Annotated in this window: 23 protein-coding genes; 19 read left to right on the top strand and 4 right to left on the bottom strand. The window is 70.7% G+C overall.

Annotated elements, in window-relative coordinates; translation table 11 throughout:
- Positions 1-15 precede the first annotated feature (15 nt).
- Positions 16-1,527, top strand: coding sequence for a M1 family metallopeptidase (locus tag RM788_RS22850; protein WP_315933780.1), 1,512 nt, complete (start codon positions 16-18; stop codon positions 1,525-1,527).
- A 42-nt stretch (positions 1,528-1,569) separates the two neighbouring features.
- On the opposite strand, the gene RM788_RS22845 is transcribed toward RM788_RS22850, so the two are convergent.
- Entirely contained in the window at positions 1,570-2,676 is a 1,107-nt protein-coding gene (locus tag RM788_RS22845; RefSeq protein ID WP_315933779.1) for an alpha/beta hydrolase family protein, read from the bottom strand.
- A 231-nt stretch (positions 2,677-2,907) separates the two neighbouring features.
- On the opposite strand from RM788_RS22845, the gene RM788_RS22840 reads away from it, so the two are divergent.
- Positions 2,908-4,206: an IS4 family transposase gene (locus RM788_RS22840; protein ID WP_315930309.1), complete on the top strand. Its 1,299-nt coding sequence runs from the start codon at positions 2,908-2,910 to the stop codon at positions 4,204-4,206.
- A gap of 210 nt (positions 4,207-4,416) precedes the next feature.
- On the opposite strand, the gene RM788_RS22835 is transcribed toward RM788_RS22840, so the two are convergent.
- Together RM788_RS22835 and RM788_RS22830 are read right to left on the bottom strand one after the other, a co-directional pair.
- Positions 4,417-5,589: an HNH endonuclease signature motif containing protein gene (locus RM788_RS22835; protein WP_315933778.1), complete on the bottom strand. Its 1,173-nt coding sequence runs from the start codon at positions 5,587-5,589 to the stop codon at positions 4,417-4,419.
- Positions 5,590-5,812: 223 nt separating this feature from the next.
- Positions 5,813-7,048: an isochorismate synthase gene (locus RM788_RS22830; protein ID WP_315933777.1), complete on the bottom strand. Its 1,236-nt coding sequence runs from the start codon at positions 7,046-7,048 to the stop codon at positions 5,813-5,815.
- 62 nt (positions 7,049-7,110) lie between these two features.
- Between RM788_RS22830 and RM788_RS22825 the strand changes: the two genes are divergently transcribed.
- The 8 genes from RM788_RS22825 to RM788_RS22790 are packed head-to-tail and all read left to right on the top strand — an operon-like array spanning position 7,111 to position 12,692.
- Complete coding sequence (locus tag RM788_RS22825; RefSeq protein ID WP_315933776.1) at positions 7,111-7,578, top strand: DUF3592 domain-containing protein; 468 nt, start codon at positions 7,111-7,113, stop codon at positions 7,576-7,578.
- 42 nt (positions 7,579-7,620) lie between these two features.
- Positions 7,621-8,562: a 1,2-phenylacetyl-CoA epoxidase subunit PaaA gene (gene paaA, locus RM788_RS22820; RefSeq protein ID WP_315933775.1), complete on the top strand. Its 942-nt coding sequence runs from the start codon at positions 7,621-7,623 to the stop codon at positions 8,560-8,562.
- Entirely contained in the window at positions 8,559-8,843 is a 285-nt protein-coding gene (paaB, locus tag RM788_RS22815) for a 1,2-phenylacetyl-CoA epoxidase subunit PaaB (RefSeq protein WP_106187035.1), read from the top strand. The genes paaA and paaB overlap by 4 nt, the downstream gene beginning before the upstream one ends.
- A 25-nt stretch (positions 8,844-8,868) precedes the next feature.
- On the top strand, positions 8,869-9,759 hold the full coding sequence (paaC, locus tag RM788_RS22810) for a 1,2-phenylacetyl-CoA epoxidase subunit PaaC (protein WP_315933774.1): 891 nt from the start codon (positions 8,869-8,871) through the stop codon (positions 9,757-9,759).
- A complete protein-coding gene (gene paaD, locus RM788_RS22805; protein WP_399344467.1) occupies positions 9,756-10,247 on the top strand; it encodes a 1,2-phenylacetyl-CoA epoxidase subunit PaaD in 492 nt (163 codons plus the stop codon). Before paaC ends, paaD begins: the two co-directional genes overlap by 4 nt.
- Entirely contained in the window at positions 10,247-11,308 is a 1,062-nt protein-coding gene (paaE, locus tag RM788_RS22800; RefSeq protein ID WP_315933772.1) for a 1,2-phenylacetyl-CoA epoxidase subunit PaaE, read from the top strand. The genes paaD and paaE overlap by 1 nt, the downstream gene beginning before the upstream one ends.
- Before the next feature lie 28 nt (positions 11,309-11,336).
- Positions 11,337-11,972: a hypothetical protein gene (locus RM788_RS22795; protein ID WP_315933771.1), complete on the top strand. Its 636-nt coding sequence runs from the start codon at positions 11,337-11,339 to the stop codon at positions 11,970-11,972.
- A gap of 42 nt (positions 11,973-12,014) precedes the next feature.
- On the top strand, positions 12,015-12,692 hold the full coding sequence (locus RM788_RS22790) for a hypothetical protein (protein ID WP_315933770.1): 678 nt from the start codon (positions 12,015-12,017) through the stop codon (positions 12,690-12,692).
- 111 nt (positions 12,693-12,803) lie between these two features.
- Here RM788_RS22790 and RM788_RS22785 read toward each other — a convergent pair whose 3' ends face one another.
- A complete protein-coding gene (locus RM788_RS22785) occupies positions 12,804-13,643 on the bottom strand; it encodes an inositol monophosphatase family protein (protein WP_315933769.1) in 840 nt (279 codons plus the stop codon).
- A 154-nt stretch (positions 13,644-13,797) separates the two neighbouring features.
- On the opposite strand from RM788_RS22785, the gene RM788_RS22780 reads away from it, so the two are divergent.
- The 9 genes from RM788_RS22780 to nuoE all read left to right on the top strand — a co-directional run bounded on the left by RM788_RS22780 (position 13,798) and on the right by nuoE (position 21,575).
- On the top strand, positions 13,798-14,898 hold the full coding sequence (locus RM788_RS22780; RefSeq protein ID WP_315933768.1) for a glycosyltransferase family 4 protein: 1,101 nt from the start codon (positions 13,798-13,800) through the stop codon (positions 14,896-14,898).
- A complete protein-coding gene (locus RM788_RS22775; RefSeq protein WP_315933767.1) occupies positions 14,898-15,110 on the top strand; it encodes a hypothetical protein in 213 nt (70 codons plus the stop codon). Before RM788_RS22780 ends, RM788_RS22775 begins: the two co-directional genes overlap by 1 nt.
- A gap of 32 nt (positions 15,111-15,142) precedes the next feature.
- Positions 15,143-15,832 carry a demethylmenaquinone methyltransferase gene (locus RM788_RS22770; RefSeq protein ID WP_315933766.1) on the top strand — a complete coding sequence of 230 codons (690 nt, stop codon included), beginning with the start codon at positions 15,143-15,145 and terminating at the stop codon, positions 15,830-15,832.
- Positions 15,833-15,903: 71 nt separating this feature from the next.
- Positions 15,904-17,199, top strand: a complete 1,296-nt coding sequence (locus tag RM788_RS22765; RefSeq protein WP_315933765.1) for a geranylgeranyl reductase family protein — start codon at positions 15,904-15,906, stop codon at positions 17,197-17,199.
- Positions 17,200-17,589: 390 nt separating this feature from the next.
- Entirely contained in the window at positions 17,590-17,955 is a 366-nt protein-coding gene (locus tag RM788_RS22760) for an NADH-quinone oxidoreductase subunit A (RefSeq protein ID WP_315933764.1), read from the top strand.
- Positions 17,956-17,976: 21 nt separating this feature from the next.
- Positions 17,977-18,528, top strand: a complete 552-nt coding sequence (locus RM788_RS22755; RefSeq protein WP_259629824.1) for a NuoB/complex I 20 kDa subunit family protein — start codon at positions 17,977-17,979, stop codon at positions 18,526-18,528.
- Positions 18,529-18,535: 7 nt separating this feature from the next.
- Positions 18,536-19,297 (top strand): NADH-quinone oxidoreductase subunit C, encoded by a 762-nt coding sequence (locus RM788_RS22750; RefSeq protein ID WP_315933763.1) that lies wholly within the window; start codon positions 18,536-18,538, stop codon positions 19,295-19,297.
- Positions 19,298-19,506: 209 nt separating this feature from the next.
- On the top strand, positions 19,507-20,829 hold the full coding sequence (locus RM788_RS22745) for an NADH-quinone oxidoreductase subunit D (RefSeq protein ID WP_315934716.1): 1,323 nt from the start codon (positions 19,507-19,509) through the stop codon (positions 20,827-20,829).
- A complete protein-coding gene (gene nuoE / locus RM788_RS22740; protein ID WP_315933762.1) occupies positions 20,826-21,575 on the top strand; it encodes an NADH-quinone oxidoreductase subunit NuoE in 750 nt (249 codons plus the stop codon). Before RM788_RS22745 ends, nuoE begins: the two co-directional genes overlap by 4 nt.
- Position 21,576: the final 1 nt, after the last annotated feature.

Here is a 21,576-nt window from a genome sequence, read left to right as displayed (position 1 = left end):
GGCTAGCTTGCCCCCATGTCCATCAGAGCGAAGATCACGGTCGGGGCGGCCACGGCGTGCACCCTCGCGCTGCTCGCGGGTCCGGCCTCCGCCGCCGCGGCACCAGGAGCACCCGGAATCGGTGATCCTTACTACCCGAATTCGGGCAACGGGGGTTACGACGCCCTCCACTACGACATCCGGCTCAACTACCAGCCGTCGAACGACAACCTGTCCGGCAGCACGACGATCCTGGCGAGGGCGACCCAGGACCTGTCGAAGTTCAACCTGGACTTCCTGCTGAACGTCCAGTCGGTGCGGGTGAACAACAAGCTCGCGTCGTTCACCCAGCAGGGCGGCGAACTGGTCGTCGACCCGAAGGCGACCCTGGCCAAGGGCAGCGACCTCACCGTCGTCGTGACCTACTCCGACTCCCCGTCGACCAAGTCGGTCGACGGCTACACGTCGTGGAAGAAGACGGCCACCGGCGCGCTCGCGATCGACGAGCCGGACATCGCGCCGTGGTGGTACCCGAGCAACAACCACCCGACGGACAAGGCGACGTTCGACGTCTCCGTCGCGGTGCCGGACGGCGTCGAGGTCATCTCCAACGGCAGGCTGACCGGCACCACCAAGCAGATCAACGGCTGGACGCGCTGGAACTGGCGCAGCACCAAGCCGCAGAACACCTACTCGACGTTCGTGTCGATCGGCCAGTTCGAGATCCGCCAGTCGACCTCGCCCAGCGGCCTGCCCGTGGTCAACGCCTACGCCGAGGGCCTCGGCGAGTTCGAGGGCGCGGCCAAGGCGAGCGTGGAGCGCACCCCGGAGATCCTCGAGTTCGAGTCGGGCTTCTTCGGCCCGTACCCGTTCGAGGCGCAGGGCGGTGTGGTCACCGGCGGCATCGGCTTCGCGCTGGAGAACCAGACCCGCCCCAACTACGACACCGCGTTCTGGCGTCGTGGCGCGAACACCTACGTGGTCGCGCACGAGCTGGCGCACCAGTGGTTCGGCGACTCGGTGTCCGTGCACGGCTGGAAGGACATCTGGCTGAACGAGGGCTTCGCGAGCTACGCGGAGTGGCTCTGGTCGGAGCACCAGGGCGAGGGCACGGCGCAGGAGAACTCGGACTACGTCTACGGCTCCTACGCCGCCGACGACCCGTTCTGGGACGTCCTGCCCGGCGACCCCGGCGTGGCCAACCAGTTCGACGGCGCGGTGTACGACCGCGGCGCCCTGGCCCTGCACGCGCTGCGCTCGGCCGTGGGCGACGAGGCGTTCTTCACCACGTTGCAGACGTGGGTGGAGCAGCACAAGTACAGCGACGCGTCGATCGCGCAGTTCATCGCGCTCGCCGAGCAGGTGTCCGGCCAGCAGCTGGACGACCTGTTCACCACCTGGCTGTTCACCAAGGGCAAGCCCGCCCAGGCTCCCGGCACGTTCTCGGTGGCCTCGGGTTCGGCGGCGGCGAAGGTCGCGGTGGCCGAGCCGAAGTCGCGGCAGAAGATCGTGGAGACGCACGAGCTGCTCGCCAAGGGCGAGCGCTGACGACCTGAGCGGGTGCCCGTCGCGTGACGGGCACCCGCCCGGTCAGCGCACGAACGCCACGTCCGGGTGCGCGGGCGACTCGCCGCGCAGCAGGGGCTGCGGCACGCACTTGAGGGCCTGGTCGAAGAACGCCGCGAGGTACGCCCGCTGGGCCGCCACGCTCCGCTCGGGGTCCACGGTGCCGATGCGCAGCGCCCGCACCGCCGGGTCGGCGTCGAGCCCCGGCAGGAACGCCTGCACGTCGGTGTAGCTGTAGTGCATCGCCCCGGACATCACCAGGTCGCGCCGGAAACCCGTGCTGCGCTCCCAGAACGCGCCCCACGCCGGTGCCGTCAGGTGCGTGCGGGGCCGCCCGTCGGTGGTGCTGCCCGGTGAGCCCATCAGCAGGAACGGCCGGTCGACTCCCTCGGTGGCGGCTCGGGTCGGCCGGGTGCCGTCGGCGTCGTAGGCGAGGAAGCCGTCCAGGTCGACGCCCGCGTCCACCCGCCGGTCGGTGACCATCAGCTCCGCCGCCGTGTCACCGCCGAACGAGTGCCCGAACATCCCGACGCGCGACAGGTCCGCGCTCGCACCGAGCACCGACGGCAGCCGGTCCAGCACGAACCCCATGTCGGCCACCCTGGTGGCCAACCCGGTGACCAGCCGGTCGTCTCCCGGCGGTGTCGCCACCTCCAGCCTGCCGCCGGGGAACTCCACGAACGGCGCTTCGTGCGTGTGGTCGACGGTCACCACCACGTACCCGCGACTCGCCAGGTCTTCCGCCGCCGTGGTGCCCAACGTCCGCAACGAGCCGTAGCCGGGGGAGTAGAGGATCACCGGCCAACGACCTTCCGGACGCGCGTCGACACGGGCATGGGTCCGCACGCTTCCCCAGTCCACCTGCCCCGCCCGCAGCCCCATCGCCCCGGCCCCCTGGTCGAAGGCCGCCGCCGACACCGGGGACAGGTACGGCGCGAACGGCTCCCCACCCGCCCGCGCCGGGTACCAGGCGGTGATCATCAGCTCCCGGTCACGGGCGGGGTCGACCAAGCGCACCTGGCGGGTACCGAGGTCGTGCGAGCCGGTGGGGGCGGGGAGTTCGAAGGTCGCCTGCTCGGGGACCGCCACGAGAGTGGCAGCGGTGAGCAGCGCGGTCAGGGTCGCGGACATGTCCCCAGCGTGGCCGGAGCCCGCACCCGCCCGCCGCTGCCGATGGTGGGGAACCGACCCCGACCTTGGTCATCTCCTTGCGCCCAAGCCGAAGTCCCCGGTCTAGCCCGCGAGTCTTCGCATCTCGTTGCGCACCGGTCTGCGATGCGGATCCATGAACCAATGCCACGTAGCTTAAGTTGATCATGGTGTTGTGTGGGGTTCTTGTTGTCGGTTCGGCGTGGTGACCTGGTGGTCGTGTCGGGGGCCGGCACGGTCTGCGGTGTGGACGCGGGTGTGGTGTCGCCGGATCAGGTGTCGTTGGGTGTGCTGGTGGCCGCGGTGTCACGGGACGCGGTGGATGACGCGGTCGCGGTGTGCGGTGTCGGTGCGAAACGATCGGACGGGAAACTGCCGCCGCATGTGGTGGCGTATCTGACGATGGCGCTGTGCCTGTTTCCCGAGGACGACTACACCGAGGTCGCGACCAGGGTCACCGGGTCGTTGGACCGGTGGGGATGCTGGAACGCGGACTGGGCCGTGCCGACCGCGAGTGCGATCACCCAGGCGAGGAAACGGTTGGGGCGCGGGGTGTTCCCGGAGATCTTCGAGCGGACCTGTGGTCCGGTGGCCGGTGACGCGTCGCCGGTGGCCGGGGCGATCGCGACGGGCCGGGGCCGGGGGTCGTGGTTGCGGGGATGGCGGGTGTTGGCGATCGACGGGTTCGACGTGGATGTGCCTGACACGCCGGGCAACGCGGCGGAGTTCGGATACGGCGGACCTACCGGGAAACGGTCGGCGTTCCCGAAGGCGCGGGTGGTGGCGGTGGCCGAGTGCGGCACGCACGCGTTCGTGGCCGCGGAGGTCGGTGCCTACGCGGTCGGGGAGAAGACCCTGGCCGGGCGGCTCTATCCGCGGTTGCGGCGGGAGGAGTTGCTGACCGCGGACCGGAACTTCTACGGGTTCCGCGCGTGGGGGCTGGCCGCGGGGACGGGTGCGGCGTTGTTGTGGCGGGCCCCGACCCAACTGCGGTTGCCGGTCGTGCGGGTCCTGCCCGATGGGACCTACCTGTCGGTCGTGGTCGATCCGGCGCTGCGTGGAGGGCGTCGGGAGAGGGTGATCGCCGCGGCCGTGGCCGGTGAGGAGCTCGATCCGCGGGAGGGGCACCTGGTCAGGGTGGTTGAGTACGACGTGCCCGACCGTCTCGGGAACGGGGAGGGCGAGTTGATCGTGTTGTTGACCACGATCACCGACCCGGCCCACGCGCGTGCCGACGAGTTGGCGGCGGCCTATCACCAGAGGTGGGAGCAGGAGACGGCGAACGACCAGCTCAAGACCCATCTACGTGGGCCGGGCCGGGTGCTGAGGTCGCGGCTTCCGGATCTGGTGCACCAGGAGATCTGGGCCTGGTTGATCGTGCATCACGCGATCACCGCGTTGATGGCCAGGGCGGCCGAGGCTGCCGATCTGGATCCGGACCGGCTGTCCTATACCGGGGTCCTGCGTCTGGTCCGTCGTTCCGCCACCGGGACGGCGGACATTTCCCCCTGAGTGCTGGGCGCGGGCTCTGCCCGGTGTGCTGGCCCGGATCGCGGGGCTGCGGATTCCGCCGCGCCGTGAACGGACGTGTCCTCGTGCGGTCAAACGGTTCCGGCACAACAGTTACCGGATGAAAGAGCCCGACGAGCCCGCCAGTATCCGTCACGGCGGTCCTGCGACCGTCCGGCTGTATACCCTCAATCCCCAACAAGCATGATCAACTTAAGCTACGTGGCATTGATCCATGAACGCGGGCGGGTGGAATTCCGGGAGGCCGCCCGACACCCGGACCTCCCATTCGCTGTGGTGGATCAGCACGTGATGACGGCGGCACAACAACACCAGGTTGTCGACACTGGTATCCCCGCCCCGATGCCATTCCCGAATGTGATGGGCATCAGCCCAATTCGGCGGACGATCGCACATCGGAAAAGCACACCCGCCATCCCGCAGGTGCAACGCCCGTCGTAGGTGCGGAGTCAATCGCCGTGACATCCGCCCGATGTCCAACACCTCACTGCGCTCACCCATCACGGCGGGGATGATTCCAGCGGTGCACGCGATCCGACGAGCCTCACCGGCGCTGATCACACCGGCATCGCCCAAAGTCGCAGCACCGACACCCGACACCAAAGTCTTGTAATCGACGGTCACGGTGACATGCGGACGCTCACCGGCCTCGATCGGCAGATCCCGCGACCGCGACGCCAGGTTCAGCACATCCGCCAACGCGTCACCCTGCCGCTCGGGCAGGGTGCGGGTGTCCGGACCGGCGGCGTCGGCGGCGTGCGGCTTGGCCAACGGCCCGATCAACGCCCGCAACAACCCACCCTGTTCAGCACCCAACCGGCCGCTGAACTCCACCCGACCATCCGCCTTCGTCCGCAGATGCAACAGGTTCAGCGGTTGAGCCAACTCACGGTCATCGGGTTCCACACCGTCTTGATCAATCCGCGCCCGGATATTGGCGGCCACGGCCCTTACCCCAGCAGGCTCAGCAGACCGAGCCACATCCACCAGGATCCGTTCGGCCTCGGCGGGCAACCCGGCCATCGCGCCGACCAGCACGTCCAGATGCGCCGATGACAACACACCCTCGGCCACAGCCTCCGCCACCACTGGCAACGCGGTAGCCACCAGCGCACCGGTCGGCGTCACCGACGGAAACACCGCCGACGCCTGCGCCACCCACCGCTTCGCCTCACCGGTATCCACCCGAACCACGTGCTTGACCAACTCCGCCAAGCTCCGATAGCCGGACCGCGTCTCCAACCCACGAGCCCGCGCCTCAGTCAATACCGCCAACACGGACGCATGTGCAGAACGGGCGCGCTCAACCTCGACACGCAAGGCTTGCATCAGCCCCGCGTCATCGAGTAGCCCCAGTCCGCTCATATCCCAATAATATAATAGGACCAGGTGTACTCACCAGCGAAAAAGTCGTGAACGGCGGTTTCCATCGAGTGAATTGAAGCAACGTCACCGGCAAGCCGGTGACCACCGGTAAAAAACAAGCACAATCACCAAAGCCCGGACTCAAGTCGGAACAGCACGCACCGGCACCACACCATCCGCCTGTGCTTTTGTTTTTGCCTGAAAACCCGACAACCCGACAAGCTCAGCGCCCCTCCAACGCATCCCTCATCGGCCGCATCTTCGCGTGCGCCTCGCACACCTCGCTGTCCGGATCCGACTCCGCCACCAGCCCGCACCCCGCGTACAGCCGCGCCGTCCGCCCGTCCAGCTGCGCGCACCGCAGCGCGATCCCCAGTTCCCCTTCGCCGTTCCCGTCGATCCACCCCACGGCCCCGGCGTACCGCCCCCGGTCCATCCCCTCCAGTTCGTCGATCACCGCGATCGCCTCCGCCCGTGGCGTCCCGCCCACGGCGGCCGTCGGGTGCAGCGCCGCTCCGAGCCGCAGCAGCGACGGCGAACCCTCCAGCGTCCCGATCACGTCGCTGGACAGGTGCGACACGTTGGGCAGTCGCAGCACCGACGGGCCTTCGACGGACATGCTGGTGCAGAAGGGTTTCAGCGTGTCGACGAGCGAGCGGATCGCGTAGTCGTGCTCCCCGAGGTTCTTCGGGGACGACAGCAGCGCCGCCTCCAGTTCCTCGTCGGACATCCCGTCGTGCGGCCAGGTCGTCCCCGCGAGCACCCGCGAGTCCACCACCTGCCCGGTCCGCCGCAGCAGCAGTTCCGGGGTGGCGCCGAGCAGCCCGTCCACCGCGTACACCCAGCAGTCCGGGTACCGCCTGGCCAGCCCCTCCAGCACGAACCGGTGGTCGATCGGCACGTCGGCGACCGCCAGCAGGTCGTGGGCCAGCACCACCTTGTCCAGCTTGTCGTCGCGCATCCGCGCCACGGCCGCCGCGACCGCGCCGCGGAAGTCCGTCACCGACAGCTGCCCGTCGGCGTAGCGGACCGTGCCGGGCCTGCGGACCGGTGTGATGCCGGTCGCCTCGGCCGCGCCGCCGCCGACGGTGGTCACCCAGCTCTCGCCGCCGCGCCTGCCGAGCACGACCTCCGGCACCACCAGCACGGAGTGGCCGGGTTCGTCGGAGAACGCCATGCTCACGAACGCGACCGGCCCGGTACCGGGGACGCCGACCTCGTCCCGGACGTCCAGCGAGGCGGTGAACTCCTGCCACCACTGGTCGGTGTCGGCGAACCGGTTCGGGCCCGACGCCTCGAAGCGCGCGGCCTCACCCCAGCCGACCAGGCCCGATCCGCCCCGGACCCAGGCGAGCGCGCTGTCGGGGTGCGGCAGTCGGCCGAGCAGGTCCTCGTCCCCCGCGCGCCCGGTGTGGACGCGCAGGCGTTGTCGGGTCCGCGACGCGGGTGCAGAGGTCACCCTTCGAGGGTATGGACTCGCCGCTGAGATTCCTCCTCCGGCCAGCCCTAGACTCCTCAGCTGTGGTGGACGACGCAGTGCAGACCAGTCCGCGCTCACCCGTTGGTGTTCGCGTCCGGCGGGGCGTCGCCCGGTCGTTGCTGGTGGTCGGAGCGGTGGTGACCCTCGTCGGGGTGCTGCTGCTGGCCGCCGCCTGGCGCGACGACCGCGCCATCGAGTCGCGGCTGGGCAACGCGACCGCGGAGGTGGTGTCCGTCGCGTTCAACCGGACGGTGATCAGGTTCGGCACGCCGGACGGCAAGGTCTACAGCCCGTCGCAGGGCGTGCTGTACCCCGAGGGTCTCGAAGCGGGACTGCTCGTGCGGGTCGAGTACGACACCGCGAACCCCGAACTCGCCAGGATCGCCGGCCGCACGGCGTCGCTCGGCTTCCTGCCCGTGTCGACGTTCCTGGTGGTCGTGTGGGCCGTGCTGATCCCGCTGATCCTGTTCCTGCGCAGGCGTCCGCGACGGGATTCCAAGCCCTTGTGACAGTTTCTCCCGAAATCGTCGTTCAGGTGTAACATCCACCTCATGGTGGATGACCTCGCGGCGCGCTTCGAGCACACGGTGGCCTCCGAGGCGCGGATCGAACCGCGCGACTGGATGCCGGACGGCTACCGCAAGACGCTGATCCGGCAGATCGCCCAGCACGCGCACTCCGAGATCATCGGCATGCAGCCGGAGGGCAACTGGATCAGCCGCGCGCCCTCGTTGCGGCGCAAGGCGATCCTGCTGGCGAAGGTGCAGGACGAGGCGGGCCACGGGCTCTACCTCTACGCCGCGACCGAGACGCTGGGCGCGGACCGGGGCGAGCTGACCGAGAAGCTGATCGAGGGCAGGCAGAAGTACTCCTCGATCTTCAACTACCCGACGCTGACGTTCGCGGACATGGGCGTGATCGGCTGGCTGGTCGACGGCGCCGCCATCTGCAACCAGGTGCCGCTGTGCCGCACCTCCTACGGCCCGTACGCGCGGGCGATGATCCGCATCTGCAAGGAGGAGTCCTTCCACCAGCGGCAGGGCTACGAGCTGCTGATGACCATGATGCGGGGCACGCAGGCGCAGCGGGACATGGTGCAGGACGCGGTGGACCGCTGGTGGTGGCCGTCGCTGATGATGTTCGGCCCGCCCGACTCGGAGAGCTCCAACACCGAGCAGTCGATGGCGTGGCGGATCAAGCGCAACACCAACGACGAGCTGCGGCAGAAGTACGTGGACATGTCGATGCCGCAGGCCGCGAAGCTCGGCGTCACGTTCCCGGATCCGCTGCTGAAGTGGAACCCCGAGCGCGGGCACCACGACTTCGGCCAGCCGGACTGGGAGGAGTTCTGGCAGGTCGTCGGCGGGCACGGGCCGTGCAACGAGCAACGCGTCGCCCACCGCCGCGAGGCGCACGAGAACGGCTCCTGGGTCAGGGAAGCCGCCGAGGCGCACGCCGCCAAGGCCTCCGCACGTCAGGAAGGTGTCGCATGAGCGCGTCGTGGCCGCTGTGGGAGGTCTTCGTGCGCGGCAAGCGCGGGCTGAACCACGTGCACGTCGGGTCGCTGCACGCGCCGGACGCCGAGATGGCGCTGCGCAACGCGCGCGACGTCTACACCCGCCGCAACGAGGGCGTGTCGATCTGGGTGGTGCCCGCCGAGGCGATCACCGCGTCCTCGCCGGACGAGAAGGACCCGTTCTTCGAGCCCAGCGGCGACAAGGTGTACCGGCACCCGACGTTCTACGCCATCCCCGACGACGTGCCGCACCTGTGACCGCCGACCCGCGCCGGGAGCCGTGATGAGCTTCGACAACGCCTACGAGGGGCTGATCGACCAGGAGGACTCGCACTGGGCGTTCGGCACCGGTTTCCACTCCGCGCTGGAGGGCGTCGACCGCGAGGTCCCGTCCGAGGCGGACCCGGCCGACCTGGTCGCCTACTGCCTGATGCTCGGCGACGACTCCCTGGTCCTGTCCCAGCGGCTCGCGGAGTGGTGCTCCCGCGCGCCGGAGCTGGAGGAGGACATCGCGCTGGCCAACATCGCGCTGGACCTGCTCGGCCAGGCCCGGCTGCTGCTCACCCGCGCGGGCGAGGTCGAGGGCGCGGGCCGCGACGAGGACCGGCTCGCGTACCTGCGCGACGAGCGGGAGTTCCGCAACGTCCGGCTGGTCGAGATCGACTGCGGTCCCGGCCCCGGCGGCGACTTCGCGACGACGATCGCGCGGCTGCTGGTGTTCTCGTCCTGGAAGGTCGCCCAGTTCTCGCGGCTGCGCGGCAGCGCGGACCCGGTGCTCTCGGCCATCGCGGCCAAGGGGCTCAAGGAACTGGCCTACCACCGCGACCACGCGGCGCAGTGGGCCGTGCGGCTGGGCGACGGCACCGAGGAGTCGCACCGCCGGATGGTCGCCGCCGTCGACCGGGTGTGGCCGTTCGTGGACGAGCTGTTCCGCACGCACCCCGTCGAGGCCCGGCTGACCGGGATCGCGGTCGACCCCGCCGAGCTGCGGTCCGAAGTGGACGGTGTGCTGGACGCCGTGTTCGCCGCCGCCACCCTGACCAGGCCCGAGCCGATCCCGACGGCGTTCGTCGCCGGGCAGGCGGGCCGCGACGGTGTGCACACCGAGGCCATGGGCTTCCTGGTGGCCGAGATGCAGCACCTGCACCGGTCGTTGCCGGGAGCGGTGTGGTGACCACGGCCAGGCAGATCGCCGAGCAGGTCCGCGACCCGGAGCTGCCGGTGCTGACGCTGGCGGACCTGGGTGTGCTGCGCGACGTGACCGAGTCCGATGGGCGGGTGCTGGTCACGATCACGCCCACCTACTCGGGCTGCCCGGCGATCGACGAGATGGGCGCCGACCTGCGCCGCGCGCTGACCTCGGCCGGGTACGCCGAGGTCGAGGTGCGCACGTCGCTGCACCCGGCGTGGACCACGGACTGGATCAGCGAGGACGGCCGCCGCAAGCTCACCGAGTACGGCATCGCGCCGCCCAACCGGATCGGGCCGAGGGTCGCGGGGCCGATCCCGCTGAACCTCACGCCGCCGTCGCAGCGGGTGCCGTGCCCGCGCTGCGGGTCGCCGCGCACCACCGAGCTGTCGCGCTTCGGCTCCACCGCCTGCAAGGCGCTGCGCCGCTGCGAGGACTGCGCGGAGCCCTTCGAGCACATCAAGGAGATCTAGTGACGGCCCCCGCGCCCACCCGCCGCCGCACGGTGTTCCACGCGCTCACCGTGGCCGACGTCGACCGGCTGTGCGACGACGCCGTCGCCGTCACGTTCGCCGTGCCGCCCGAGCTGGCGGAGGAGTTCGCGTTCAGCGCGGGCCAGTACCTGACGATCAAGCGCGGCGACGAGCGCCGGTCGTACTCGATCTGCGCCGCCGCGGGCACCGCCCCGCGCATCGGCGTGCGCCGCGTCGAGGGCGGCCTGTTCTCCAGCCACCTCGTCGACGAGCTGCGCGCGGGCGACGTGCTGGAAGTCCTCCCCCCGCAGGGGACCTTCACCCCGTCGGGCGGCGCGCACCACGCGTTCGTCGTCGCCGGGTCGGGCATCACGCCCGCGCTGTCGATCGCCGCGACCGTGCTGGCCGGTGGCGCGAGGGTCACGCTGCTCTACGGCAACCGCCGCACGGACACGGTGATGTTCGCCGAGGAGCTGGCGGACCTGAAGGACCGGTACCGGTCGCGGTTGCAGCTCATCCACGTGCTGTCGCGCGAACCGCGGGACGTGGAGCTGTTCACCGGCAGGCTCGACGCGGACAGGCTGCGCGCCCTGTTCGCCATCGTCGTGCCCGCCGCCGACGTGGACCAGTGGTGGCTGTGCGGCCCGTACGCGATGGTGCAGGACGCGCGCACCGTGCTCGTCGAACGCGGTGTCGACCGCGACCGGGTGCACCACGAGCTGTTCTACGTCGACGAGCCCCCGCCCGCCCCGCGCCGGGCCGAGGACACCGCCGTCCTGGAGTCCGCCGCCGAGGTCACCGTGGTCCTGGACGGCCGCGAGACCACCCTGCCCGTGCCCGCCGGCACCGCGATCCTGGACGCCGCCCAGCGCGTCCGCTCCGACCTCCCGTTCGCCTGCAAGGGCGGCGTGTGCGGGACCTGCCGGGCGCTGGTCGTGGACGGCGAGGTCGAGATGCGCCGCAACTACGCGCTGGAACCCAAGGAGGTCGAGGCGGGATTCGTCCTCACCTGCCAGGCCACCCCCACCACGACGAGGGTCACGGTCGATTTCGACGCCTGACCCGCATCTCACATGGCAGTATCGGGTGATGGGAGTCATGGGGAGGTCGGTGCTCGGCGGGCTGGCGATCGGTATCGCGCTCATGTTCACCCTGTTCACGATCATGCTGCTGTCCGACGCGTCGGCGCCCGGCGGCAACGTCGCGGCGTCCCTGTTCGCCTCGCTGATCGTCTCGGTCCCGGTCGGTGGTGTCCCCGGCACCGTCATCGGCCTGGCCGTGGGCGGTATCCGCCGGGCGAACCGGCGCGCCCTCCCGCCGCCGCAGATGTCCATGCCCATGCCCCGCCCGCTCTACGTGCCGACCACACCCGCCGACCAGTGGTCCGCCGTGGTCGCCCGCTGCGAGGAGTCCGTCCGCCGCGTCGCCGCCGTGGTCGACAGCGTGCCCGCGTCACCCGCGAAGGAGTGGATGACCCGGATCGCCGCGCAGTTCGGGAGCGAGCTGGAGGACGTCCGCGGCATCGCCAAGCTGGCCAGGGCCATGGGCGCCGTCGACGAGAACCACCCGGCCTCCCAACGCCTCTTCGCCGCCGCCCGCGACTTCTCCGCCTTCGAGGCCGAGGTGGGCCGGGTGGCGCTGAAGATGTTCGACAACCCCGAACTCGACCGCGCCCGCACCGACCTGGAGTTCCTGGAGCAGCAGCTGCCCAGCCTCGGCGCCTGATTCCACCACCGCGCGATCCCCCGCTGTGCCAGGGTTCCCCACATGGGGAAGCACGGCACATCGGCGGCTTTGGGCGCGTTCATCGGGACGGCCATCGTGGCCCTGGTGTTCCTCGGACAGCCCGAAGCCCTGCCCGACGATGGCGGCGTCGTGGCCCAAGCCCTGCTGCTGGGTCTCATCGTCGGCGGCCCCGCAGGCCTGTTCCTCGGTTACCTGACCAGCCGGATCCGCGAGGTCGGCGCCACCCCACCGCCCCCTGCCCTCCCACCCGCGCCGCGCCCCTACAGCCCTTATCCCGCCCAGAGGCCCCACCCCGCCGCCCAGAGGCCCTTTCCCGGTTGGTCGACGCACACGGCCACCGGGAACGTCGATCTGTGGGGCGGATTGGTGCTGCAGTGCGAGGGCTCGGTAGGCCGGGTCACCGCCGCCGTGCAGACCGTGCCCGATTCCCCGGTCAAGGAGTGGATGAGCCGCATCGCCTTCCAGTTCCAGCAGGAGTTGGAGCACGTCCGGAACATCGCCAGGCTGGCCCGCGCCCTCGACGCCACCGCCCGCGACCACCCCGCCCTCCAACGCCTGCTCGCCGCGGCCCACGACTTCGCCGCGTTCGAATCGGAGGTGGGGATGGTGGCGTTGAAGGTGCTCGACAATCCCGAACTGGCCCGCGCGCGGACGGACCTGGAATTCCTGGAACAACAACTTCCGCACCTGAAGGGTTAATTCCGGGCCACGTTGACCAATGGTCCTACAGCTCTTAAGAGCTGCCCCCACCTGCGGTGACCGGTTGCGGGAGGGGGTGACTCGATTGCACCCGGCGAACTCCGGAAGGGCTCACCCCCGTCCATCCGCGATTCGGTATTCCAAAGCCGACTGCCACCACCGCAGCACCTCGTCCGCCACCGCCGGATCCGCCACCAGCAATCCGTCGACCGGCAGCGGATCGTCGTCCCCGCGCCGGTCCAACACCGCCGCCCCCGATTCCACGGCCAGCGCCACCGCCCCCGCGACGTCCCATTCGTGGTACCCGTGCAGCACCGCCGCGGACGCGTGGCCGAGTGCCACCTGGGCCACGGCGAGCGCCTTCGAGCCGAGCACGCGCACGCCCGTGCCCGCGGCGGCGGCCCGCGTGATGAACTCGCCCATCCCCGGCCACGGGCCGGAGCGGGTCATCTCCGTGCAGACGATGGGGGCGGAGGACTGCTCGCCCAGCCGGACGGGGGCGCCGTTGGCGCGCATGCCGCGGCCGCGGGCGGCGGCGTAGATCTGGGAGCGGTACGGGTCGGCGACGACGCCGACGACCGGGCCCCAGCGGTCGACCAGCGCCAGCGAGTAGGCGCACCAGGGGACGCCCGCGACGTAGTTGGCGGTGCCGTCGATGGGGTCGACGACCCAGCGGTACTCGGCGTCGAAGGGGACGTCGACGTTCTCGCAGAACACCGGGATGCCGGGGAACTCGCCGGTCAGGACGCGGCGGGTGTGGCGTTCCAGGGTGTGGTCGGTGTCGGTGACCCAGTCGAACGGCGAGTCGTCGTCGCCGGGGCGCGCGCCGCGGCCCGCGGTGGCCATGATGACGTCGGAGGCGTCGTTGGCCAGGCGCCCGGCGACCTCCAGTGCGATCGACACCAGCGCGGGGTCGACGGGGCGGGCGGGCCGGGACGGCAGGACGGTCATGCCGCACTAGTGTCGGCCTCCTCGGTGGACGCCACGCGTCCAGCAGGTGACGCGGCGAGGATGACCTGGTCAACGCTGTCCGCGTGGGCAGACGTTCGGCGGGCGTTCCACGGCGCGTCACGCCGCCGTGGTGTTGACCGGCCACGGTGGGCCCGTGCGCGTCGCGATCGTGACCGAGAGCTTCCTGCCCAGGGTGAACGGTGTCACCAACTCCGTCCTCCGCGTCCTCGAGAACCTGCCCGGCCCGGCGCTGGTGATCGCGCCGGGCGCGGGTGACGACAGCCACCTGGGCACGCCGGTGGTGCGGGTGCCCGCGGTGGACCTGCCGCGGGTCAGCTCGCTGCCGGTGGGCGTGCCGACCAGGAAGGTGCTGGCCGCGCTGGCGGACTTCCGGCCGGACGTGGTGCACCTGGCGTCGCCGTTCGTGCTGGGCGCCAGGGGGCTCCAGGCCGCGCGGCGGCTCGGGCTGCCGACGGTCGCGGTCTACCAGACCGACGTGGCCGGGTTCGCGGGCAGCTACGGCCTCGGCCTGACCGCGCGGGCCGCGTGGCGGTGGACGAAGCGGCTGCACTCGATGGCCGACCGCACGCTGGCGCCGTCGACGTGGGCGGTCGAAGCGCTGGAGGAGCACGGGGTGCCGCGGGTGCACCGGTGGGGGCGCGGGGTGGACGTGGACCTGTTCCGCCCGGAACGCCGTGACCACGCGCTGCGCCGTCAGCTCGCGCCGAACGGCGAACTGCTCGTCGGGTACGTGGGCAGGCTGTCACCGGAGAAGCGGGTGGCCCGGCTCGCGGCGCTCAACGGCGTGCCGGGCGTGCGGGTGGTCGTCGTGGGCGGCGGACCCGACGAACCCCTGCTGCGCAAGGAACTCCCGGACGCGGTGTTCCTCGGGTTCCGCACCGGCGTCGACCTGGCCGCCGCGTACGCGAGCCTGGACGTGTTCGTCCACACCGGACCGCACGAGACGTTCTGCCAGGCCGTGCAGGAGGCGCTGGCCAGCGGGATCCCCGTGCTGGCGCCGAACGCGGGCGGCCCGCGCGACCTGGTGGAGCCCGGCCGCACCGGGTACCTGCTCTCCGACGACCCCGCCGAACTCCGCGCCGGGGTCGAGGCGCTGCGGGACCCGTTGCGGCGCAAGCAGTTCGGCGACAACGCGCGGGCCTCGGTCCGGCACCGCACGTGGCCGCGGCTGTGCGCCGAGCTGTTCGACCACTACGCCGCCGTCCAGCACCTCGACCAGCGCCGGGCGGCCTGATGCGGATCGTCCAGCCGGCTGACTTCCACGGCCGCGCTCCAGTGGCCTGCGCACCGCCCCGCACCACCGCGGCACGGCCGCGCCTCCCCGGCACCGGCGGGTACCGCGCGGTCGACCCGCGGCGCTTCCGGGCCCTGCTCGACACCGCCGGACCCGCACGTCGCGGCGCCGCCCGCACCCGCGCGGAGGAGTACCCGCGGTGGACGGGATGATGGCCGCGCCGCGCGTCACATAGTCTTCGGTCATGTCGCGAGCTGGCCTGGACAAGAACCCGCGCGAAGTGGCCGAGATGTTCGACGGCGTGGCCAAGGGCTACGACCGCACGAACTCGGTGATGACACTCGGGTTCGACCGCCGCTGGCGGGAGTGGAGCAGGCGGGTGCTGGACGCCCGGTCCGGCGAGAAGGTCCTCGACCTCGCCGCGGGCACCGCCGTGTCGACCGTGGAGTACGCCTCGTCCGGCGCCTGGTGCGTGGCGGCGGACTTCTCCCTGGGCATGCTCCAGGGCGGCGCGCACCGGAACGTGCCCAAGGTCGCGGCCGACGCGCTGCACCTGCCGTTCGCGGACGGCGCGTTCGACGCCGCCACGGTCTCCTTCGGCCTGCGCAACTTCTCCGACACGGTCGCCGCCCTGCGCGAGATGGCGCGGGTCGTGCGCCCCGGCGGCAGGCTGGTGGTCTGCGAGGTGTCGACGCCCACGTTCACGCCGTTCCGCTTCGTCTACATGCGCTACCTGGTGCGCCTGCTGCCGCTCATCGGCCGGGTCGTGTCGTCGAACCCGGCGGCCTACCAGTACCTCGCCGAGTCCATGCGGGCGTGGCCCGACCAGCGCACCCTCGGCGAGTTGATCTCCGAGGCGGGCTGGGAGGACGTGGCCTGGTTCAACCTCACCGGGGGCATGGTCGCTCTGCACCGGGCCACCAAGCCGGAGTGATCACCGAGCACCTCCCGACAGCTCACGGCTAGACTCACAGGAGTTTGTGAACTTATGCACAAGGAGCGGGGATGACTACTCCCAGCCGCCGTCAGGCAGGCGAGGACGCCGAGGTGATCGTGGTCGGCGCGGGGCCGGCGGGCTCCACGGCCGCCACCTACCTGGCACGCGCGGGCCTGGACGTGCTGCTGCTGGAGAAGAGCAGCTTCCCACGCGAGAAGGTCTGCGGTGACGGCCTCACGCCACGCGGCGTGAAGCAGCTGATCGACCTCGGCGTCGACACCCGCGAAGAGGCGGGCTGGCTGCACAACAAGGGCCTGCGCGTCGTCGGCGGCGGCGTGACGATGGAGCTGGACTGGCCGGACCTGGCCTCGTTCCCGCCCTACGGCGTGGTGCGGCCGCGGCAGGACTTCGACGAGATGCTGGCGAACACGGCCAAGGCCGCGGGCGCCCGGCTCCAGGAGCTGACCACGGTCACCGGCGCCGTCACCGACGAGCGCACCGGCCGGATCATCGGCGTGAAGGCCAAGGTGGGCCCCGAGAAGACCGAGGTCACCTACCGCGCGCCGCTCGTGCTGGCGTGCGACGGCGTGAGCGCCCGGCTGGCGCTGAGCATGGGCATCGACAAGCGCCCCGACCGGCCGATGGGCGTCGCGGTGCGCCGCTACTACGCGAGCCCGCGCACCAAGGACGACTACCTCGAGAGCCACCTGGAGCTGTGGGACCGGTCCGACCCGGCCAACCCGCAGCTGCTGCCCGGCTACGGCTGGATCTTCGGCATGGGCGACGGCAGCGTCAACGTCGGCCTCGGCATCCTGAGCACGTCGAAGGCCTACGGCACCACGGACTACCGGGCGCTGCTGCGCAGCTGGCTGGACGGCACGCCGGAGGAGTGGGGCTTCCGCGAGGAGAACGCCACCAGCAAGATCGGCGGCGCGGCCCTGCCCATGGGCTTCAACCGCAAACCGCACTACAGCAACGGTCTGCTGCTGGTCGGCGACGCGGGCGGCATGGTCAACCCGTTCAACGGCGAGGGCATCGGCTACGCGATGGAGTCGGCCAGGATCGCGGCCGAGACCGTCGTGCAGGCGCTGGCCAGGCCCGCCGGGCTGAGCCGCGAGCACGCGCTCGCGGGCTACCCGGCGCGCATCGAGCAGTCGCTGGGCAGCTACTACCGGCTGGGCAACATCTTCAGCAAGCTGATCGGGAACCCGACGATCATGCGGACGGCGACCAAGTACGGGATGCCGCGCAAGACGCTGATGAAGCTCGTCCTGAAGCTGCTCGCCGGTCTGTACGACCCGAAGGACGGCGACTCGTTCGACCGCATCATCACGGCGGCCACGAAGTTGGCGCCGAGTGCGTGAAAGCGACGGCAACACCCCCGAATAGCGCGAAGTTAGGCGTGCCTAACCACGAAGTTAGTACGCCCTAACCAACGAAATGGCGTCGGTCTTGTACCGGCGCCATTTCCCTTGTGCTGGGGCGCTGTTCGCCCACGGGTCGCCCGGAGGTGTTCTGATGCAGGTCAGCGGGGGTGTCAGGGGGTGCGTGTAACACCTCTGTGTGACGTTCTACACTGGCCGACGGTCTTGTGAATCACTTCACAAGACCACGGGCGAGCTTGTGAACTGTTTCACAAGCGGACCGCACGATATTAGGCATGCCTTACCGGTAACAGGGCCAGAACACCCCTTAGGGTGCGGATCGGTCAGCGGCTCGCTTGCGCCGCGACAGCGAGGAAAGGACGACGGAGAGTGCTTCAGCCCTACCTCCCCCTCGTATTCATGTTCCTGCTCGCCGGCGCGTTCGCGCTGGGCTCGGTGACCGTCGCGCCGTACATCGGTCCGCGGCGCTACAACCGGGCGAAGCTCGACGCCTACGAGTGCGGCATCGAGCCCTCACCCGCGCCGATCGTGGGCGGTGGCCGCATGCCGGTCGCCTACTACCTGACGGCCATGCTCTTCATCCTGTTCGACATCGAAATGGTGTTCCTCTACCCGTTCGCGGTCTCCGCGGACAAGCTCGGCCTCTTCGGGCTGGTGGAGATCGCCCTGTTCGTCGCGACAGTCGGCTTCGCGTACGCCTACGTGTGGCGTCGCGGCGGCCTTGACTGGAACTAAGCACCGGGGAAGGCGACAGTCATGGGCCTCGAGGAGAAGCTCCCGAACGGCATCCTGCTGACCAGCGTGGAGAAGCTGGTCAACTGGACCCGCAAATCCTCGCTGTGGCCTGCCACCTTCGGGCTGGCCTGCTGCGCGATCGAGATGATGACGACGGGCGGGCCGCGCTACGACCTCGCCCGCTTCGGCATGGAGGTCTTCCGCGCCTCGCCGCGCCAGGCCGACCTGATGATCGTGGCGGGACGCGTCACGAACAAGATGGCGCCCGTGCTGCGGCAGATCTACGACCAGATGCCCGAGCCCCGCTGGGTGCTCGCGATGGGCGTCTGCGCGTCGACCGGCGGCATGTTCAACAACTACGCCGTCGTGCAGGGCGTGGACCACGTGGTCCCGGTCGACATGTACCTGCCCGGCTGCCCGCCGCGGCCGGAGATGCTGATCGACGCGATCCTCAAGATCCACGCCAAGATCATGGACGAGCCGCTCGGCGCGGCCCGTGCGGCCGCGCTCCTGGAGAGCGGCTACGCCACGGACCTCATGCCGTCGTCCGAGCGTTTCGCGAAGAAGAAGTGAGCAGGCGATGAGGGAGCCAGGGCAAGAGAACTCCAGCGCGCAGCGCCCGGTGGACGACGGCCTCGAGGCCCGTCCGTCCGACGGCCAGGAGCCCGCGGAGCGCAAGGCGCCGCTGGAGACCGGCAAGGCGCGCAAGGGGATGTTCGGCGTCACGGGGTCCGGCGACACGTCGGGCTTCGGCGGGCTGCGCCTGCCGGCCTACATCGCCGCCCCCGCGGAGCGCCCCTACGGCGGCTGGTTCGACGAGTTCGTCGACGAGCTGCTGGGCGCGCTGCGGGAGAAGGACGTGCCCGCCGACGTGATCCAGCAGGTCACCGTCGACCGGGGTGAGATCACCCTCTACATCCGGCGCGAAGAGCTGCTGGACGTCTGCCGCGTGCTGCGCGACGACCCGGCCCTGCGCTTCGAGCTGTGCAGCTCGGTGTCCGGTGTGGACTACGGCGCGAACGTCGCCGGTCGCCTGCACTCCGTCTACCACCTGACCTCGATGACCTACCGGCGGCGCATCCGCCTCGAGGTCTCGGTCGACGTGGACGACGCGCACGTCCCCAGCGTGGTCTCGGTGTACCCGACCGCGGACTGGCAGGAGCGCGAGGCCTGGGACATGTTCGGGATCGTCTACGACGGCCACCCCGGTCTCACGCGGATCCTCATGCCGGACGACTGGGACGGCCACCCGCAGCGCAAGGACTACCCGCTCGGCGGGATCCCGGTGGAGTACAAGGGCGCGGAGATTCCCCCGCCAGACCAGAGGCGGTCCTACTCGTGAGCAGCGAAAACCTGTCGACGGAGTCAGCAGCGGGCGCGGACAAGTCCCGCGAGCAGTCGGTCGGCTCGACGGCCGCCACCGGCCCGAACCCGGCTGCCGACCAGGCGGTCTCCGACGTGACGACCGGCACCGACACCAGCGCCGCGGGCAGCGACAGCCGCGACGCCGACGCGCGGACCGGTGACGCGCGCGCCGCCGAGGCCGCGACGATCGCCGCGGGCCCGTCGGTCGACATCGCCGACTCCCGCCAGACGACCGAGGGCACCGTCTACACGGTGACCGGCGGCGACTGGGACGAGGTCCTCGCGGACGCCGCGGGCGACGAGCGCATCGTCATGAACCTCGGCCCGCAGCACCCGTCGACGCACGGCGTGCTCCGGCTCGTGCTGGAGCTCGAGGGCGAGTCGGTCACCCAGGCCCGATCGGTGATCGGCTACCTGCACACCGGCATCGAGAAGAACCTCGAGTACCGCAACTGGACCCAGGGCGTCACGTTCGTGACGCGCATGGACTACCTGGCGCCGCTGCACAACGAGGCCGCCTACTGCATGTCCGTGGAGAAGCTGCTCGGCGTCGAGGTGCCGGTGCGGGCCCAGGTCATCCGGGTCCTGCTGATGGAGCTCAACCGGGTCAGCTCGCACCTGGTGGCGCTGGCCACCGGCGGCATGGAGCTGGGCGCGCTGACCGGCATGACCGCGGGCTTCCGCGAGCGCGAGGAAGTCCTGCACCTGCTGGAGCACCTCACCGGCCTGCGGATGAACCACGCGTACATCCGGCCCGGCGGCATCGCCCAGGACCTGCCCGCGGACGCGGTCGAGAAGATCCGCGCGTTCCTCAAGGTCATGGACTCGCGACTGCCGGACTACGACAAGCTGCTCACCGGCCAGCCGATCTGGCGCAACCGCCTCGCGGGCGTGGGCTACCTGCCCGTCGACGCGTGCCTCGCGCTGGGCATCACCGGCCCGATCCTGCGGTCCGCGGGTCTGCCGTGGGACCTCCGCAAGATCGAGCCGTACTCGGGCTACGAGGGCTACGACTTCGACGTCCCCACGTCGAACGCGGCGGACAGCTACGCGCGGTACCTGATGCGGGTCGAGGAGATCCACCAGTCGCTGCGGATCGTCCGCCAGGCGGTCGACAGGCTCGAGCCCGGCCCGGTCATGGTGGAGGACGCCAAGATCGCCTGGCCCGCGCAGCTCACGATCGGCGCCGACGGCATGGGCAACTCGCTCGAGCACGTCCGCAAGATCATGGGCCAGTCGATGGAGTCCCTGATCCACCACTTCAAGCTGGTGACCGAGGGCTTCCACGTCCCGGCGGGCCAGGTCTACGTGCCGATCGAGTCGCCGCGCGGCGAACTCGGCTACCACGTGATCTCCGACGGCGGCACCCGTCCGTTCCGGGTGCACGTGCGGGAACCAAGTTTCGTGAACCTCCAGGCGATGCCCGCGATGTGCGAGGGCGGCATGGTCGCCGACGTCATCGCGTCGGTCGCCTCCATCGACCCGGTGATGGGTGGTTGTGACCGATGACTCAAACGCACGATCAGTCCGCTGTGGACCTCAGCGCGTTCGGTGAGGACACCGTCGCGCGGGCCCAGCAGCTCATCTCGCGCTACCCGCTCGCGCGGTCGGCGCTGCTGCCCATGCTGCACCTCGTGCAGTCGGTCGAGGGCTACGTCAGCCAGGCGGGCATCGCGTTCTGCGCGGGTCAGCTGGACCTGAGCAACGCCGAGGTCAGCGCGGTCGCGACCTTCTACACCATGTACAAGCGCCGCCCGTGCGGCGAGCACCTGGTCAGCGTCTGCACGAACACCCTGTGCGCGGCGCTGGGCGGCGACGCCATCTTCGCCAAGCTGCGCGAGCACCTCGGCAGCGAGGGCAAGCCGCTCGGCCAGGAGGAGACCTCCGGCGAGCCGGGCGCTCCGGGCTCGATCACGCTGGAGCACGCCGAGTGCCTCGCGGCCTGCGACCTCGGCCCGGTGCTCCAGGTGAACTACGAGTTCTACGACAACCAGACGCCGGACAAGGCGCTGGAGCTCGTGACCGCGTTGCAGGCCGGGGAGAAGCCCGCCCCGACGCGCGGCGCGCCGCTCACCGACTTCCGCCAGGCCGAGCTGCAGCTCGCCGGGTTCTTCGAGGGTCGCGAGTCCGACCTGGACGGTCCGTCGGCCGCCGCCGAGACGCTGCGGGGCGCCCGCATCGCCGCGGACAACGGCTGGACCGCGCCGTCCATGTCGGACGACGTCGCGTTCCCGCCCGTCCCGGAAAAGAAGTAGG

Source organism: Umezawaea sp. Da 62-37, from assembly GCF_032460545.1.
In the GTDB taxonomy this organism is placed as follows: domain Bacteria; phylum Actinomycetota; class Actinomycetes; order Mycobacteriales; family Pseudonocardiaceae; genus Umezawaea.
Note: the sequence above shows the minus strand (reverse complement) of the source record. Positions and strands in the feature narration are given on the sequence as shown.